The sequence below is a fragment of the Streptomyces sp. NBC_01235 genome (assembly GCF_035989285.1).
Taxonomy (GTDB): domain Bacteria; phylum Actinomycetota; class Actinomycetes; order Streptomycetales; family Streptomycetaceae; genus Streptomyces.
In genome coordinates, this window is the sequence record NZ_CP108513.1 from 9596284 (window position 1) to 9612270 (window position 15987).

Genomic DNA, 15987 nt, shown 5'->3' on the forward strand with positions numbered 1-15987 from the left:
GGTCAGTTGTCCTTCTCGGAGTAGTCGTGGAAGCCGCGCCCGGACTTCCGGCCCAGCAGCCCGGCCTCCACCATGCGCAGCAGCAGGGGCGGCGGGGCGTGCAGCGGGTCCTTGAAGTCCGCGTACATCGCCTCGGCGATGGCGGTGAGGGTGTCCAGGCCGATCAGGTCGGCCAGGCTCAGCGGGCCCATCGGGTGGGCGCAGCCGAGGACCATGCCGGTGTCGATGTCCTCCGCGCAGGCGTGCCCGGACTCCAGCATCCGGATCGCGGAGAGCAGGTACGGCACGAGCAGGGCGTTGACCACGAAGCCGGCCCGGTCCTGGGCGCGGATCACCTTCTTGGCGAGGACCTGGGTGACGAACTCCTCCGCCCGGACCTGTGTCTGAGGTGCCGTCAGCAACGACGGCACGATCTCCACGAGCTCCAGCACCGGCACCGGGTTGAAGAAGTGCACGCCGATCACCTGGTGCGGGCGGGCGGTGGCCATGCCCAGTTTCATGATGGGTAGGGAGGAGGTGTTCGACGCGAGCAGCGCGTCCTCCCTCACGACGATCCGGTCCAGCTCGGCGAACAGCGCCGCCTTCACCTTTTCGTCCTCCGTCGCCGCCTCCACCACCAGGTCCCGGTCGGACAGGTCCGTCAGGTCGGTGGAGACCCGCAGGCGGCCGAGCGCGGCGACACGGTCCGCCCCGGAGAGTTTGCCGCGTCGTACGCCGCGGTCGAGCGAGGCGGTGATCCTGGCACGGCCGGCCTCGGCGGCACCCGGGTTCACCTCGTGGACGACGACGTCCAGGCCGGCCCGGGCGCAGACCTCGGCGATGCCCGCGCCCATCAGACCGCAGCCGACGACCCCGACCCCGCGGATGTCCGCGCCCGGCCCGGCGCTCACCGGAACGCCGCCTGGCCCGTCAGCGCCTGGCCGATCACCAGCGTGTGCATCTCGACCGTGCCCTCGTAGGTGAGGATCGACTCCAGGTTGTTGGCGTGCCGGATGACCGGGTACTCCAGCGAGATGCCGTTGGCGCCCAGCACCGTGCGCGCGGTACGGCAGATCTCCAGCGCCGCCCGGGTGTTGTTGAGCTTGCCGTAGCTGACCTGCTCGGGCCGCAGTCCGCGGTCGTCCTTGATCCGGCCGAGGTGCAGGGCCAGCAGCGTGCCCTTGGACAGTTCGAGGGACATGTCGGTCAACTTGGCCTGGGTCAGCTGGAATCCGCTGATCGGGCGGCCGAACTGCACCCGGTCGCCGGCGTAGTCCAGTGCCGCCCGGAAGGCGGAGCGCGCGGCGCCCATCGCGCCCCAGGCGATGCCGTACCGGGCCTCGTTGAGGCAGGACAGCGGACCGCGCAGCCCCCGCACGTCCGGCAGGACGGCCGTCGCCGGCAGCCGTACGGAGTCCAGGACCAGCTCGCTGGTGACCGACGCCCGCAGCGACATCTTGTGCTTGATGGCCGGCGCGGAGAAGCCCGGGGTGTCGGTGGGGACGACGAAGCCGCGGATGCCGTCCTCCGTACGGGCCCAGACCACGGCCACGTCGGCGACCGAACCGTTCGTGATCCACATCTTGCGGCCGTCGAGAACCCAGTCGTCGCCGTCCCGGCGGGCGGCCGTGCGCATGCTGCCCGGGTCCGAGCCGGAGTCGGGCTCGGTGAGCCCGAAGCAGCCGATCGCCGTGCCCGCCGCCATCCGCGGCAGCCACTCCTCCTTCTGCTCCTCGGAACCGAAGGCGTGGATCGCGTACATGGCCAGCGAGCCCTGCACCGAGACCAGGGAACGCAGTCCGGAGTCGGTCGCCTCCAGTTCCAGGCAGGCCAGGCCGTAGTCGACCGCGCTCATCCCCGCGCAGCCGTAGCCCTCCAGGTGCATGCCCAGCAGACCGAGTTCGCCGAGTTCCTTGGTGAGGCCGCGGATGTCCTCGATCTCGCCCTGCTCGAACCACTCGGCGATGAACGGGTCGACGCGTCGGTCGCAGAAGGTGCGCACCGCGTCGCGTACGGCGCGTTCGTCCGGGGTGAGCAGGCTGTCGAGTTCCAGGAGGTCGAGGGGGTCGGCCGGGCGCCCGGTGTGCGGTGCGTGCATCGTCAGTCTCCTTGAGTCTTCGCCGGCGTCAGGCCGTCGGGCTGATGATGAAGTTGCTGAAGCCGCCGTTGCGTTCGGCGATCCCGCCGATGGCGTCGTTGACCTGCTCCAACGGGAACACCTGGTGCTCCAGCGGGCTCAGGTCCAGCAGACCGGCCCCCGCCATGTCGGCCATGACCTGCCCCTCGCCGGAGGTGAACCAGGCCGAGCCGATCAGGCGCAGCTGCTGGTCCATCATCCGGTGGATGTCGATCGGCAGATCACCTGCGACGGCGCCGATGTTGACCGCGATGCCGCCGCGTGCCATCGCCCGCATGCCGGCCCGGAAGGTCTCGTGCGGGGCGCCCGGACCGAGGGCGTCGACGTAGATGTCGGCGCCGTAGCCGTCGGTCTGCTCGTGGATCCACTCGTCGACCGGGCCGTCGTCGAGGGAGTGCAGGTTCAGACGGCCGCCCGCCAGCTTGCCGACCTGGTCCAGCAGGCCCTTGTCGCGGCCGGTGCCGTAGACGTGGGTCAGGCCGAGGGCGGGCGCGAGGAGCGCGGCGCCGATGCCGAGGGTGCCGCTGATGCCGTTGACCAGGACGGTCTTGCCCGGTCCGGCACCGGCCTTGCGCAGGGCCGAGTACATCGTGCCGAGGTAGCCGAAGCGGGCGGCGGCCTCGAAGGACAGCGAGTCCGGCAGCTTCACCAGGCTGTACGCCGGGGCCACCATGTACTCGGCGAGGCCGCCCTGGTAGCGGTCGAGCAGGTTCAGGGCGGTCGGGGAGAAGCCGAAGTACCCGGCGAAGGCGTAACTGGCGCAGTTGATCGAGTCGCCGCTGCGGCACGAGCGACAGGAGCCGCAGGAGCGGCCCGGGTTGACGTACACCCGGTCGCCGACCTCGACGCCTTCGACGCCCTCGCCGACCGCCTCGACGACCCCGGCCGGGTCCAGGCCGAAGATCGCCGGCAGGGTGGGGAGCGGGCTGTGCGGGAACCAGGTGGTCCACATGTTCAGGATGTTGGCGAGGTTCGGAACGATGTTGACGGCGTGGACGGCCACGCGGACGTCACCACGGCCGGGCTCGGGAACGGGCAGTTCCTCGAGCTTCATCGGCTCGCCGACGTGGTGCATCCGCGCGGCTCGCATGGTCGCACTCATGGCGTCTCCTCGGGTTGAGGGTAGGAGTGGGGGAGACGGCACCAACGGCGGTGCTGTCTCTGGGAGTTGTGGAGTGATGAGCGGGGTCGAGCGGTTTCGCTGACGGGGAGTCAGTCGTTCAGCAGCGTCGTCAGCCGCGCACGCTGCAGTTTTCCGGTCGCCCCGCGCGGCAGTGCGGGTACGACGCACAGCCGCCGGGGCCACTTGTGCCGGGCGAGCCGGCCGTCGAGGTGACCGCGGACGTCGTCCAGGGTCGGGGTGCCGGTGTCGATGACGAGGAAGGCGGTCACGACCTCGCCCCAGACGGGGTCCGGCGCCCCCGACACCGCGACCTCGACGACCCCGGGGAAGTCGGCGAGCGCGTTCTCGACCTCGGCGGGGTCGACGTTCTCGCCGCCGGTGATGATGGTCTCCTTGAGCCGGCCGACGACCGTGAGGCGGCCCTCGTCGTCGAACCGTCCCCGGTCACCGCTGTGGAACCAGCCCTCCGTGTCGGTCACCGGCACCGGCCCGGCGGCTGTCCAGTACACGGACGCCACCGACGGACCGCGCACCCAGATCTCACCGGGTGTGCCGACGGGCGCGGGAGCCCCGGTCGCGTCCACGACCGTCAGCTCGGCGTCCGGGACGGGGGAGCCCGTGGAGGTCGCCGGCTCGTCGGGCGCGGAGTAGGTGACCCCGGCGCTGGTCTCGGTCAGACCGTAGGAGTTGACCACGCCGATCCCGACCGCCCGGAACTGCTCGCGGGTGGCGGTCTGGGCCGGTGAGCCACCGGACAGGATCCACCGCAGGGTGTCCAGGTCGCCGCCGGTGAAGCGGGGGTGGCGGGCCAGCAGGGCGGACATGGCGGGGACGGCGAAGGCGCAGGTGACCCGGTGGTCGCGGACCAGGTCGACGAACAGGTCCGGGTCGAAGCGCGGGGCCAGGACGACCGTCCCGCGCCGCGCCCACGTGCACTGCGGCAGCCCGCCCAGGACGGCGACGTGCGCCAGCGGGGTGGAGACCAGCGCGGTGTCGTCCTCGTCGAAGGGCAGCCGAGCCAGGGCGCCCGCCATGCTCCGGAACAGGTTGTCGTGGGTGAGGGCGACGCCCTTGGGGCGGCCGGAGGTCCCGGACGTGAACGCGATGACCGCGATGTCGGAGCCGGCCGGGGGATCGGAGACCGGCGCCTCGGGACCCTCGTCCTCGGGATGCAGGTCCTCCCACGTCAGACGCTGGCCCGTGCCCGCCGGGAAGCCCTCGCCCGCGACCACCGCCGTCGGGGCGGTCTCCTCGCACACGACCGCGAGCTCGCCGCCCGTCACCTGCGGGTGCAGCGGGACGAGGACGGCTCCCATCCGCGTCACCGCGAACAGGGTGATCAGGGCCTCGGGCCGGGCCGTGCCCTGCATCACCACCCGGTCGCCCGCGCGCACCCCGTGCTTGTCGAGCCGGGCGACCGTGCGCCGGACCGCCAGGTCCAGCTCGGCGTAGGTCCAGGAGCGGGCCTCGAAGACGAGGGCGGGCCGGGAGCCCGCCTCGGCCGCGCTCGTCACGAGGTGAGCGCCGAACCAGGAGGTCGTGGTCATGACGGCACCTCCGCGGCCCGTCTCGCGCGGGCGAGCCCGCCCAGCGTCGTGCCCGTCAGCTCGTCGGCCAGGACCGGCGTCGGCCGATCGAGGAGCCGACGGGCCGCGAGATGCTCCGCGGGCCAGTCCAGCGTCTCGACGGCCACCAGCCTGCCCTCGCGGAAGGCGTACGCGGCGAGTCGTCCCGGGGTGTCGCCCGCCACCAGCCGGACCTCGTCGGAGGGCACGCGCAGCCCGGCGATCTGCAGCTTGACGGCACCCTGGTCGCTCCAGAACCACGGCAGGTTCTCGTACCGGGCGGGCTGCCCGGCGAGGCGCCGGCCGACGAGCGCGCCCTGGTCGGTGGCGTTCTGCACGGACTCCAGCCGGACCGGGCCGACCGCGTGCGGGTGGGGGTGGCGGGCGCAGTCGCCGACGGCGGAGACCCTCGGGTCGGTGACCGAGCGGAGCTGTTCGTCGACCAGCACACCGTCGTCCACGGCCAGGCCGGCGTCCCGCGCCAGCTCGTCCCTGGGGACGGCTCCGATGCCGTACACGACGAGGTCGGCGGGGAGGATCCCGGCCGAGGTCACGACCTGCCGGACCCGGTCCGTGCCCTCGACAGCGTGCACGGCCGTCCCGGTCAGGACGCGGACACCGGACTCCTCGTGCCGCTGCCGCAGGTGTTCCTGGAGCTGCGCGGAGACGGCCCGGCTCAGCAGCCGGTCGGCCAGCTCGACGACGGCCACCCGCGCGCCGCGGGCCCGGGCCACCTGGGCGAGTTCGAGCCCGATGAAGCCGCCGCCGACGACGACCACGTCACGGGCCGTCGCCAGCGCCCGGCCGACGGCCAGCGCGTCGTCGAGCGAGCGCAGGGCGTGGACGCCGGCCAGGTCGGCGCCGGGGACGGGCAGGGGCCGGTTGCGGGCGCCGGTGGCCAGCACCAGGTGGGAGTAGGGCACGCGTTTGCCGGCGCGGGTGCGGACCGTGCGGGCGGCGAGGTCCAGGGCGACCACGTCGTCGCCGAGCCGCAGGTCGATGTCCCGCTCGGCGTAGAAGGACTCCGGGACCAGGGAGACGCGCAGTTCGTCCGGCTCGGTGTGGGCCTTCTTGGACAACGGCGGCCGCTGGTACGGCAGATGGGGCTCGGCGGCGCACACGGTGACCGGGCCGGCGTAGCCGCAGGCGCGCAGGGTCGAGGCGACGCTGAAGCCGGCCTGCCCGCCGCCGACGACGACCACACCCGCGGTGCGCGTCGTACCTGTGCTCATACCTGCTCCTCGGGCACGTGGACCACCAGGCCGTCGAGGGCGTCGGAGAGCTGTACCTGGCAGCTGAGCCGGCTGGTGGGCCGGCGTTCGGCGGCGGTGAAGTCCAGCATCTCGTCCTCGACGTCGTTCGGCCCTCCCGCCAGCTCGGACTGGGCGGCGTCGACGTAGACGTGGCAGGTGGCGCAGGAGGCGTTGCCGCCGCACTCGGCGACGATGCCCTGGACGCCGTTCGAGACGGCCGCCTGCATGAGCACGGTCCCCGACGCGGCGGTGACCTTGCGTTCGGTCCCGTCGGGCAACTGGAAGATGACGGTGGGCATGAAGTCCTCCCGATGGGGACGGCTCAGGCTGCTTGCCAGGTGACGTTCAGCGAGGTCGGCCCGCGGAACACCCAGCCGTCCAGGCGGCCCGCGGCGGAGCCGCTGTCGGATGCTGTCGCGCCCTCGGCGAGGCGGAGTCCCTTGAGGCGGCCGAAGACGAGGGGCCAGGCGATCGCGCTGACCTCGTGGCGCGCGACCCACGCGCCCATGCAGAAGTGCGGTCCGCCGCCGAAGGCGAGGTGCGGACGGTGCGGCCGGTCGAGGTCGAACTCGTCGGCCCGTTCGAACACCGACTCGTCCCGGTTGCCGGAGGCGATGACGAGGGCCACGCGGCTGCCGGCGGGGAGGGTCAGCCCGGCGATCTCGTGGTCCTGGGTGAGCTGGCGCGGGTACATGCCGATCGGCGAGACCCAGCGGGCGGTCTCCTCGAACACCCGCTTCCAGCTCGACGGCTCCTTCAGGACCCGTTCCCGCACCTCGGGACGGTTCAGCAGCGCCCAGGCGCCGACGCCGAAGACGTCACGCGGCTCGTTGACACCTCCGCCGATGATGACCTTGACGTTGTTCTGGATCTCGGCGAGATCCACCGGCCCGGCCGCGTGGACCATGGAGGAGATCACCGAGCCGTCGGGCTCGCGCCGGGCGGCCTCGGCGGCCCGGGCCACCGCGTCCTCGATGGCCCGGGTGGCCCGCTCGGCGCGCAGCCAGATGTCGGGGTCGTCGGCGTAGTTGCTGTTGCCCGCCATCATCGCCCGCGACCAGTTGGCGACGTCCTCGGCGCTCGCGTCGCGCAGGCCCAGCACCAGGGCCAGGTTGGCGGCGACGAGCGGCTCGGCGAAGTCGGCCATCAGGTCGGCCTCGCCCCTGCCCGCGATCCGGTCGAGCAGTTCGTGCGCCGTGCGCTCGAAGGCGCCTGCCCACAGGTCGCGGACCTGGCGCGGACGGGTCGGCGGCTCCGCGGCGGACCGCAGACGCCGGTGGTTCGGGTCGTCCTCGCGGAGCATGTTCGGGCCGACCGTGCGCAGCAGCAGCGAGCCCTCCTCGCGCGAGCTGAACACCTCGGGGAGCTTCTCCGCCAGGACGATGTCCTCGTACCGGGTGAGCAGGTGCCGACCGACCGAGGGGACCCAGGCGAGCGGTGCGGTGCGGCGCAGCTCGGCGTAGGCGGGGTAGGGGTCGCGGCGCAGGTCGGCGAGGTCGAGGTCGACGACGGGCGCTCCGGGCGCCGCCGTCGTCACCGCGGGCACGGCGCTCATGCCGTGCCACCTGTGCCGCCTGCGCCGATCAGGACGAAGAACGCCGTGGCGGGCTCGGTGCCGTTGTTGCGCCAGGCGTGGCGTGTGGCGTTCTGCACGATGATGTCGCCGGGCCCCAGGACCGCGGTCTCGCCGCCGTCGAGGTCGAGGACCAGCTCGCCGGTGAGGACGACGCCGTAGTCGACGGTGGGCGTGGTGTGCATGCCCGGGTTGTCGGGCTCGAAGAGCTCGGCGAGACCGGGGCTGAACTCCAGCTGCTCCGCCGCCGCGGCGGCGGGGTCCCAGCTGGGGTCGGCGTAGACACTGGCCGGCGCGAAGGTGACGGTCAGCGCGACCGTCTCGCCCGGCGCGGGCACGAAGGACTTCAGGGATGCCGTCGGGTCGGCCGACGGGACGGCGGGAGCCGCCGTGTTCCACACGAGGGAGCGGGCGAAGCCGGGGGTGTGCACGGACTGATTGGTGCGCGGCGGCTCGCCGTCACTGACGATCACGGGCTTCCCGCTCGGGCTGACACCGGTGACGACACGACGGACCATGATTCTCTCCCTTGAGAAACCAACCTACTGTTAGATGCTTGACGGTAAAGGTTCTAACTGTTTTTCGACGGTCGTGCTGCGGCGGCTCCGAGCACGACTCCTGTGGTGGACCGGTTCCCCGGGCCCGGTCATTCCGCGGGCGGGGTCTCCTGGTTGACCAGCGTACGCAGGAGATGCACCAGTTCACTGAGCTGGTCGTCGCGCAGGACGCCCGTCCAGGCCCGCTCGCGCTTCGTCTGGGCCTCGATGGCCAGCCGCAGGGTCTGGCGGCCCTCCGCGGTGAGCTCGACGACCAGCTGACGGCGGTCGGTCTCGACCCGCTCGCGGGTGACGAGGCCGCGGCTCTCCAGGGTCGCCAGCGCGCTGGAGATGCTGGCCCGGGTGGATCCGGAGACCCGGCCGATGTCCTGCTGGCCGAGCGGTCCGTAGACCCACAGGGCGTTCAGGATCCTGAAGCCCGCCCAGGTCAGGCCCAGCGGCCGGTGGACGTGCTTCTCGAAGTCCTTGGTCAGCCGGGCTTCGAGGCGGGTGAGGTCGGTGACCATCTCGATCGCGTCGAGGTCCCGGGGATCGGTCGTGCCCAGCTCACGATGCTGGTGGCGCAGCAGTTCCGAGAACTCCCGGGTCCGGCTCGTACTCGAGGTCTCCGGTTCGCGCACGGTGTCCGTCACGTCTCCCACCCTTCCTTCTCCGGCCTCGCCGGTGTCAGCCGCCGACGACCGGATTGACCATAGTGCCCACACCCGTGACCTCGGTCCGCAGGACCTTGCCCTCGGTGAGGTACAGCCGCGGGGTGCGGCGGACCCCGCAGCCGGCCGGGGTGCCGGTGAAGATCAGGTCACCGGGCTCGAACGTCACCCGCTTCGACAGCCAGGCGATCAGCTCGGGCACGCTGAAGATCAGGTCCGAGGTGCGGCCCCGCTGCACCTCGAGGTCGTCGACCCAGCCGGCCACCTCGATGTCGTCGGGGTCGGCGAACTCGTCGAGCGTCACCAGGTACGGGCCGATCGGGCTGAAGGTGTCGTACGACTTCGGCAGCGTGAACTGGTTGATCGGCTTGCGCCACTGCTCCTTGCGGTCGCTGATGTCCTGACCGGCGGTGACACCGGCCACGTGGGACCAGGCGTCGGCCTCGGAGATGTTCTTGCCCTCCTTGCCCATGACGACCACGAGCTCCGCCTCGAAGTCGACCTTGTCGTACCGAGCCTGCACCACGACCGAGTCGTACGGGCCGACCACCGACGAGGCGAACTTGGCGAACACCGACGGCTCGTCCGGCACGGGAAGGCCGGACTCCTCGGCGTGCGCGCGGTAGTTCAGGGCGACGCCGATGGCTTTGTACGGCTTGGCGACCCGGCCCAGGTCGTGCTGGTCGAACGGCTTCCAGTCGGCGTCGTCGGCGCGCTCGGCGATCGCGCGCAGCTCGTCGTGGAGGGCGAGGTCGGACAGCACCTCCAGGCGCGGCTCGATCGCTCCCTTGCTGGCGTCCGCGATGTCGAGGGCGCGGTCGTCACGGACGACGACGGGGCGCCCGGCGAGGTTGGCGAGCTTCATGCGACTTCTTCTTCCTTCTGGTCGGCGGGCCGGTCGGCAGGCCGGGGGAGGGGCAGGGCGAGCCCGCCCTCCACCTGGACGCCGAGTGTGTTGATGACGGTGGCGATGGTGAGGTACTGGCCGACGGTGTAGAGGACGTCGATGACCTGCTCGACGCTCAGGTGGTCGGTCAGCCGGCCCCACAGCTCGTCGTCCACGCCCTGGCGGTCCAGGAGGGAGTCGGTGGCGGCGAGCAGTACCCGGTCGAGCTCGTCCAGCCCGTCCCAGTCGCCGTTGACGGCGGCCAGGATGGTGTCGTCGGCGAGCCCGGCGCGGCGGGCGATCCGTACGTGCTGGTCCCACTCGTAGGCGGCCCGGGCGCGGGCCGCGATCCGGAGGATCATCAGCTCCCGGGACGGCAGCGGCAGGGTGTTCTTCCCCAGCACGTGGTTGCCGAAGACGATGAAGCGGCGCAGCGCGTCCTCGTGGTGCGCCAGGGTCGCCCAGATCGTGTAGATCCGGCCGTCCTGATCGCGGTACGGCGCCAGCGACGCCAGTGTCTTCTCGTGCAGCTCGCCCTCGTCGCGGGGTCGCACGCGGGCCTTCTCGGGCACTTCTCCCGACATCGTCAGACCTCCTCGGCTCGATGGCGTCAACGTATTCGTATGAGTCTTGACCGTCAAGGGTCTAACAAATATCGTCCTTGCCATGACGATCCAGAGCCTTGGGTACGTGGGCATCGCTGCGCCCGACCCGACAGCATGGGCGGAGTACGCCCGCAACGTGATCGGCCTCGCGGTCGAGCCGGGTGAGCCGGAGGGGCCGGCGCGGTACCGGCTGCGGATGGACCAGCACCCGTTCCGCATGTGGCTGACCGAGGCGCCCACGGGCGGCTTGACGGTCATCGGCTGGGAGGTGCGCGATCCCGCGGCGATCGACGAGACGACGGTGCGCCTCAAGGAGGCCGGCGTCGAGGTGTCCGTCGGCACGGACGAGGAGTGCCAGGACCGCCAGGTGGCTCGGATGGTGCACTTCACCGGCCCTCTCGGTATCCGCACCGAGCTGTTCTGCGGCCGCCGTCTGGCACCCGGCCGGTTCGTGTCACCGCTCGGCGTCGACTTCGTGACCGGGGAGCAGGGGCTCGGGCACGTGGTGATGAAGACACCCCACGTGCAGGAGGCGGTGGACTTCTACTGCGACGTCCTCGGTTTCCGGCTCAGTGACACCGCCGACTACCCCTGGGGCACCTTCCACTTCCTCGGCTGCAACCCGCGGCACCACAGCATCGCCTTCATCCGGTCGTACAAGAACGAGGGCACCCACCACATCCTGTGCGAGGTGACCAGCCCGGAGGAGGTCGGCCGCGCCCTCGACCGCACGCGTGAGCACGACGTGAAGCTCATGGCCACGCTCGGCAAGCACGCCAACGACGGAATGTTCTCCTTCTACATGACCTCACCGGCCGGATTCGGCATCGAGATCGGCGCGGGCGGCGTGCAGGTCGACGAGAGCACCTGGGTCAGCCGGGTCTACACCGCCGACATCTGGGGCCACCACCCGGTCGACTGACCCGCCCCCTCCCCGAAGCCTCCTCGAAGAAAGCGGGCCGCATCCCCATGCTCCAGAGTCATCTGCAGGACACCTGGGTCACCCCCACGGCCACCGACGGCACGGCGGCCGACGTACGCGACGCGGTTACCGGAGAGCTGGTCTGCCGGGTCTCCTCCGAGGGCCTCGACCTCGCCGGGGCGTTCGAACACGCGCGCCGCGTCGGCGGCCCGGCGCTGCGGGCCCTGACCTTCCACCGGCGCGCCGACCTCCTGGACGCCGTCGCCGCGGCCGTCCGCGCCCGCCGCGAGGAGCTGTACGCCCTCTCCGCCCGCGCCGGAGCCACCCTGAACGACGCCCGCTACGACGTCGACGGCGGCATCCGCGTCCTGCGCGACTACGCCGCCCGCGCGCGAGCCGAACTCCCGGACGCCCCGTACCTCGTCGAGGGGCCCGCCGAACGCCTCGCCCGGGGCGAGGACTTCCTGGGCGTCCACCTGGTCACGCCCTCCCCGGGCCTGATGCTCCAGGTGAACGCCTTCAACTTCCCTGTGTGGGCGCCCCTGGAGAAGCTCGCCCAGGCCGTGCTCGCGGGAATGCCGAGCGTGGTGAAGGCGGCCACCCCGACCTCGTACCTCACCGAGCACCTGGTCCGGATCGTGACCGAGGCCGGGGTCCTGCCGCCGGGGGCCCTTCAGCTCGTGGTCGGCTCGGTGCGGCCGGCGATCGGTCTGCTCGGCGAGCAGGACGTCCTCTCCTTCACGGGTTCCGCCGCCACCGCAGAGACCCTGCGCACCCATCCGAACGTGGTGGCCCGCTCCGTCCGCCTCAACGCGGAGGCGGACTCCGTCAACGCAATCGTGCTCGCCCCGGACGTCACCCCCGGCTCGCCGCTCTTCGACGCGTTCGTGCGCGAGGTGGTGACCGAGATGACGGTCAAGGCGGGCCAGAAGTGCACCGCGATCCGCCGTGTCCTCGTCCCCCGCGCACACGAGTCCGCAGCCCTCGACGCGATCTCCGCCGGGCTGGCCGGGGTGAGCATCGGCAACCCCGTCGCGGAGGGCGTCACGATGGGCGCGGTCGTCAGCCTCGCGCAGCGCGACGACGTACGCGGGGCCGTGCGAAGGATCGCCGAGTCCGGCCGCTTCGTGCACGGCGACCCGGAGAAGGTGCGTGTCGTCGACGCCGACGCCGAGCGGGGCGCCTTTCTCGACACCCTCCTCGTCTCCGCCGACCCGGACGCGGCCGCACCCCATGAGGTGGAACCGTTCGGCCCGGCGGCGACCGTGCTGGCCTACCGGGACACCGGGCATGCGGCGGACCTGCTCGCGCGCGGGCGCGGCAGCCTCGCCGCGTCGGTGGTGAGTGACGACCTGCCCTGGACGGTCGGCTTCGTGGGGGAGGCCGCTGCCTGGCACGGGCGGCTGCACCTGCTGGACTCCGCGACCATGGGCCGGACGACGGGACACGGGTCGCCGCTGCCCGCGCTGCGGCACGGGGGGCCCGGGCGGGCCGGGGGCGGATCGGAGATGGCGGGGATCCGGGGTGTGGTGGATCTGATGCAACGGACCGCGGTGCAGGGGTCGCGGCGGGTGCTGGGCTCGCTGGGGGCGTAGCCCTCCGCAGGAGCGGGCACGGGCGCGGGCGAAGGGTCCCCGTAGGAGAGTTCTACGGGGACCCTGATGGCGGACCGTGTGCTGTCAGGCCTTGTGGCCAGGACTTGCTGCCAGGACTTGTTGTCAGGCCTTGCTGCGGGACGTCCTCGCCGTGGCCGGCTTCGTGGCGGTGCTCTTCGCCGCCGTCTTGCGCGCGCCCGCCGTCTTCCTGGCGGCCGGCGCGGCGGGGGCCTTCTTCGCGGCGGCGACCGGCTGTTCCACCTCGGGGGTCGCCTCGGCCGTGCCTGGCGCAGCCGCCCCGCCCGTGATCCCGCCCAGGCAGAACGCCCACACCTCCTGCGCGGAGATGGGCGACGGATGCGCGCCGACCGGCGCCGAGGGGGCCCGGGCCGTGAACATCGCCGTCTGCATGATCAGCGACGCGGTGCGGCGCGGCTTCGGGGAGGTGGCCTGGCCCGCCGCGACGGCCTCCTCCACCAGCTCCGTGAAGAAGCCGAGGAGCGGCAGGTGCGCGGTGGCCACCTGGTCGGGATGGCTGACGAGCAGCTGGATGGCGAAGTCCGTGAACAGCGGGGACTGCGCGCCCGACTTGGGCTCGGAGGATCGGTAGAGCAGGTCGACGGCGATCCGGAGCTTGTCCAGCGGGTTGCGTCCGGTCGCGGCGGCCTCGCGGATCTCGACGGCCGAACGCGACAGGGCGTCCTCGAACAGCGCGAGCAGCAGCTCGTGCTTTCCGTCGAAGTGCTGGTAGAAGCTGCGCAGCGACTGCCGGGAACGCTCGACGATCTCCTGCACCGTGAAGTCGGTGGTGCCCTTGTCGGCGATCAGTTCCTGGGCCGCGTCCAGGAAGCGCTGCACGCGTTGCTCGGCGCGGAGCTTCGCGGCGCGGGTGGATCGCTCGACGGCGCGCTGCCGCCAGGCGGGCTCGGGTGTCTCGACCGGATCTACGGGGACGGCACTCATGAGCAGAACGGTACTCCACATATGTGAAAGCGGAGGGCACTCCCCCTACCGAACTGCGCTCCCCCATAAGCAAGACTCTTACTTCCCTATAAGGAGAATGCTATTCTCGCCCGGTGGTGTCGCCGGTACGGTGAGAGGGCGGAGGCCGGGCGTGGAGTTCGAACTCGACGAGGAGCAGCGGCTGCTTCGGCGTACGGTGCGCGAGACGGTCGCCAAGGTGCGCGGCCGGCCCGAGGACCAGCAGTGGGACACGTATCTGCGGCTCGGCTGGCTGGAGGCGCCCCCGCTCGAACTCGCCCTGATCCTTGAGGAGCTCGGCTACGTCGCCGACCCGACGCCGTTCCTGGCCACCGCCACCTGGTTCGCCCCGCTGACCGGGCGTCTTCCCGAGGGCAGCGGCACCGCGGTGTTCGACGGCGTCGGCCGCCATGTCCTCGACGCCGACCGCGCCGACGAGGTCGCGCTGCTCACCCCGGCCGGCGTCACCGTCGTACGCGGCGCCGACCTGGCCGCCGAGCGGGTCCCCGTCCTCGACCCCCACCTGCATGTGGCCCGTGTCGAAGGCCAGGGTGAACTCGTCGCCGGGGTGCCGGACCTGGCCCTCACCGGGCTCGCCGCCACCGCTGTCGGTGCCTGCCGACGCATCCTCGATCTCGCCCTCGTGCACGTGAAGCAGCGGGTGCAGTTCGGCAGGCCGCTGGGCTCCTTCCAGGCCGTCAAGCACAAGGCCGCCGACATGCACGTGGCGATCGAACGCGCCCGCGTGCTCACCCACTTCGCGGCCCTGACCATCGCCGAGAACGACCCGCGTCGCACGGACGCCGCCCACATGGCCAAGGCCGCCGCGGGGGAGTGCCAGCGCCTGGTCTTCCGGCACGGCCTGCAGCTCTTCGGCGCCATGGGCTTCACCTGGGAGAACGAGCTGCAGTTCGTTCTCAAGCGGGCCCAGGCCTGCGACCTGCTCCTCGGCACCGCGGCCGTCCACCGGAAGGCGCTGGTCCTGTGATGAGGCTTGCCGACGACCACCAAGTGGCCGCGTTCCGCGCCGAGTTCTCGGTCTTCCTCGACGCCCACCTCCCCGCCGAGGCCGAGGCACGCGAACGCTCCCGTTCCAGCGCCCACGTCCCCGACTGGGCACGACGCTGGCAGCGCACCCTCTTCGACCACGGCTGGCTGCTGCCCGGACAGCCACCCGAGTACGGCGGCCGGGGTGCCACGCTGCCCCAGCAGCTCGCCCATCTGGAGGAGTTGGCCCACCGCCGGATCTACCACAGCTTCAACCCCCAGGGCCTGGGCATCATCGCCGCCTCGCTCCTCACCTTCGGCACCGAGGAGCAGAAGTCCCGCTGGGCCGTGCCGGTCCTGCGCGCGGAGATCACCGCCGCCCTCGGCATGAGCGAACCGGAGGCCGGCTCAGACCTGGCCTCCCTGCGCACCCGGGCCGTCCTCGACGGGGACACCTTCACGGTGAACGGCCAGAAGATCTGGACCTCCGGCGCCCATGACGCCGACGTCCTGCTCGCCTTCGTCCGCACCGACCCCGACGCCCCCCGGCACAAGGGCATCAGCGCCCTGCTCGTCCCGACGGACACCGAGGGCGTCGTCCGCCGCCCCTTCGGCTCGATCGCCGCCGCCGACGACCTCGACTTCAACGAGGTGTTCCTCACCGACGTGCGCGTGCCCCGCGAGAACCTGGTCGGCCCCCTCAACGAGGGCTGGCGGGTGGCGAACGGCTCCCTCGGCCACGAACGCACCCTGCTCTGGCTGTCGTACGCCGAACGACTGGAGGACCTGATCCGCGACGCGGCCGAAGCGGGTGCCGGCCAGGAGTGGTACGCCACGCTCCTCATGGACCTCCAGGCGCTGCGCCTGCTCGGCCACCGCCTGCTCGGCCACCGCCGGCTCGGCCCAGGCCGCGACCCCGCCGAGATCTCCGTCCTCAAGCTGCTGGGCTCCGAGGCCGTCCAGTCCGCCTCCCTGCACGCGCTGGAGGCCCACGGCGCCGAGGGGCTGCCGCATCCGGTGCTCACCGGCCCGTACCACCACATGAACAACGAGGCGTTCGTCTCCAGCTGGTTCGAGCGGTACGCGCGCAGCTTCGCCGGCACCATCGCCGGCGGCACCAGCGAGATCCAGCGCAACATCATCGCCGAGCGCGTCCTCGGCCTGCCCCGCTGAC

16 protein-coding genes are annotated in these 15987 nt (G+C 72.0%); 4 read left to right on the plus strand and 12 right to left on the minus strand.

The genetic code is table 11. The features are described 5' to 3' along the window. Positions 1-2: 2 nt before the first annotated feature. From OG289_RS43205 to OG289_RS43255, 11 genes are all read right to left on the minus strand, one after another. Entirely contained in the window at positions 3-890 is an 888-nt protein-coding gene (locus OG289_RS43205) for a 3-hydroxybutyryl-CoA dehydrogenase (RefSeq protein WP_327319464.1), read from the minus strand. Beyond that, positions 887-2077, minus strand: a complete 1191-nt coding sequence (locus tag OG289_RS43210) for an acyl-CoA dehydrogenase family protein (protein WP_327319465.1) — start codon at positions 2075-2077, stop codon at positions 887-889. Before OG289_RS43210 ends, OG289_RS43205 begins: the two co-directional genes overlap by 4 nt. A gap of 28 nt (positions 2078-2105) precedes the next feature. Beyond that, entirely contained in the window at positions 2106-3218 is a 1113-nt protein-coding gene (locus OG289_RS43215; RefSeq protein ID WP_327319466.1) for an alcohol dehydrogenase catalytic domain-containing protein, read from the minus strand. A gap of 110 nt (positions 3219-3328) precedes the next feature. Beyond that, the gene (locus OG289_RS43220; protein WP_327319467.1) at positions 3329-4786 is read right to left on the minus strand and encodes a class I adenylate-forming enzyme family protein; all 1458 of its coding nucleotides are present in this window, start codon (positions 4784-4786) and stop codon (positions 3329-3331) included. Further along, positions 4783-6036: an NAD(P)/FAD-dependent oxidoreductase gene (locus OG289_RS43225; RefSeq protein ID WP_327319468.1), complete on the minus strand. Its 1254-nt coding sequence runs from the start codon at positions 6034-6036 to the stop codon at positions 4783-4785. Before OG289_RS43225 ends, OG289_RS43220 begins: the two co-directional genes overlap by 4 nt. Beyond that, on the minus strand, positions 6033-6356 hold the full coding sequence (locus tag OG289_RS43230; RefSeq protein ID WP_327319469.1) for a 2Fe-2S iron-sulfur cluster-binding protein: 324 nt from the start codon (positions 6354-6356) through the stop codon (positions 6033-6035). Before OG289_RS43230 ends, OG289_RS43225 begins: the two co-directional genes overlap by 4 nt. Positions 6357-6379: 23 nt before the next feature. After that, positions 6380-7612 (minus strand): cytochrome P450, encoded by a 1233-nt coding sequence (locus OG289_RS43235; protein WP_327319470.1) that lies wholly within the window; start codon positions 7610-7612, stop codon positions 6380-6382. Beyond that, entirely contained in the window at positions 7609-8148 is a 540-nt protein-coding gene (locus OG289_RS43240) for a cupin domain-containing protein (protein WP_327319471.1), read from the minus strand. The genes OG289_RS43235 and OG289_RS43240 overlap by 4 nt, the downstream gene beginning before the upstream one ends. 128 nt (positions 8149-8276) lie before the next feature. After that, positions 8277-8819, minus strand: coding sequence for a MarR family winged helix-turn-helix transcriptional regulator (locus OG289_RS43245; protein WP_327319472.1), 543 nt, complete (start codon positions 8817-8819; stop codon positions 8277-8279). A 34-nt stretch (positions 8820-8853) separates the two neighbouring features. Then, positions 8854-9702 (minus strand): fumarylacetoacetate hydrolase family protein, encoded by an 849-nt coding sequence (locus OG289_RS43250; RefSeq protein ID WP_327319473.1) that lies wholly within the window; start codon positions 9700-9702, stop codon positions 8854-8856. After that, positions 9699-10307: a carboxymuconolactone decarboxylase family protein gene (locus OG289_RS43255; protein WP_327319474.1), complete on the minus strand. Its 609-nt coding sequence runs from the start codon at positions 10305-10307 to the stop codon at positions 9699-9701. Before OG289_RS43255 ends, OG289_RS43250 begins: the two co-directional genes overlap by 4 nt. 82 nt (positions 10308-10389) lie before the next feature. Here OG289_RS43255 and OG289_RS43260 point away from each other — a divergent pair, with 82 nt between their 5' ends. Next, positions 10390-11250, plus strand: a complete 861-nt coding sequence (locus tag OG289_RS43260) for a VOC family protein (RefSeq protein WP_327319475.1) — start codon at positions 10390-10392, stop codon at positions 11248-11250. A gap of 47 nt (positions 11251-11297) precedes the next feature. Next, a complete protein-coding gene (gene paaZ / locus OG289_RS43265) occupies positions 11298-12845 on the plus strand; it encodes a phenylacetic acid degradation bifunctional protein PaaZ (protein ID WP_327319476.1) in 1548 nt (515 codons plus the stop codon). 123 nt (positions 12846-12968) lie between these two features. On the opposite strand, the gene OG289_RS43270 is transcribed toward paaZ, so the two are convergent. Then, positions 12969-13808, minus strand: coding sequence for a TetR/AcrR family transcriptional regulator (locus OG289_RS43270; RefSeq protein WP_327319477.1), 840 nt, complete (start codon positions 13806-13808; stop codon positions 12969-12971). 151 nt (positions 13809-13959) lie between these two features. On the opposite strand from OG289_RS43270, the gene OG289_RS43275 reads away from it, so the two are divergent. Continuing rightward, on the plus strand, positions 13960-14814 hold the full coding sequence (locus OG289_RS43275; RefSeq protein WP_327319478.1) for an acyl-CoA dehydrogenase family protein: 855 nt from the start codon (positions 13960-13962) through the stop codon (positions 14812-14814). Then, complete coding sequence (locus OG289_RS43280) at positions 14814-15986, plus strand: acyl-CoA dehydrogenase family protein (RefSeq protein WP_327319479.1); 1173 nt, start codon at positions 14814-14816, stop codon at positions 15984-15986. Before OG289_RS43275 ends, OG289_RS43280 begins: the two co-directional genes overlap by 1 nt. Position 15987 lies beyond the last annotated feature (1 nt).

Bases quoted from the DNA above. Each gene is read 5' to 3' on its own strand.
- OG289_RS43210 (WP_327319465.1), bottom strand. From the start codon at position 2,077: ATGCACGCACCGCACACCGGGCGCCCGGCCGACCCCCTCGACCTCCTG.
- OG289_RS43215 (WP_327319466.1), bottom strand. From the start codon at position 3,218: ATGAGTGCGACCATGCGAGCCGCGCGGATGCACCACGTCGGCGAGCCG.
- OG289_RS43220 (WP_327319467.1), bottom strand. From the start codon at position 4,786: ATGACCACGACCTCCTGGTTCGGCGCTCACCTCGTGACGAGCGCGGCC.
- OG289_RS43225 (WP_327319468.1), bottom strand. From the start codon at position 6,036: ATGAGCACAGGTACGACGCGCACCGCGGGTGTGGTCGTCGTCGGCGGC.
- OG289_RS43230 (WP_327319469.1), bottom strand. From the start codon at position 6,356: ATGCCCACCGTCATCTTCCAGTTGCCCGACGGGACCGAACGCAAGGTC.
- OG289_RS43235 (WP_327319470.1), bottom strand. From the start codon at position 7,612: ATGAGCGCCGTGCCCGCGGTGACGACGGCGGCGCCCGGAGCGCCCGTC.
- OG289_RS43240 (WP_327319471.1), bottom strand. From the start codon at position 8,148: ATGGTCCGTCGTGTCGTCACCGGTGTCAGCCCGAGCGGGAAGCCCGTG.
- OG289_RS43250 (WP_327319473.1), bottom strand. From the start codon at position 9,702: ATGAAGCTCGCCAACCTCGCCGGGCGCCCCGTCGTCGTCCGTGACGAC.
- OG289_RS43255 (WP_327319474.1), bottom strand. From the start codon at position 10,307: ATGTCGGGAGAAGTGCCCGAGAAGGCCCGCGTGCGACCCCGCGACGAG.
- OG289_RS43260 (WP_327319475.1), top strand. From the start codon at position 10,390: ATGACGATCCAGAGCCTTGGGTACGTGGGCATCGCTGCGCCCGACCCG.
- paaZ (WP_327319476.1), top strand. From the start codon at position 11,298: ATGCTCCAGAGTCATCTGCAGGACACCTGGGTCACCCCCACGGCCACC.
- OG289_RS43270 (WP_327319477.1), bottom strand. From the start codon at position 13,808: ATGAGTGCCGTCCCCGTAGATCCGGTCGAGACACCCGAGCCCGCCTGG.
- OG289_RS43280 (WP_327319479.1), top strand. From the start codon at position 14,814: ATGAGGCTTGCCGACGACCACCAAGTGGCCGCGTTCCGCGCCGAGTTC.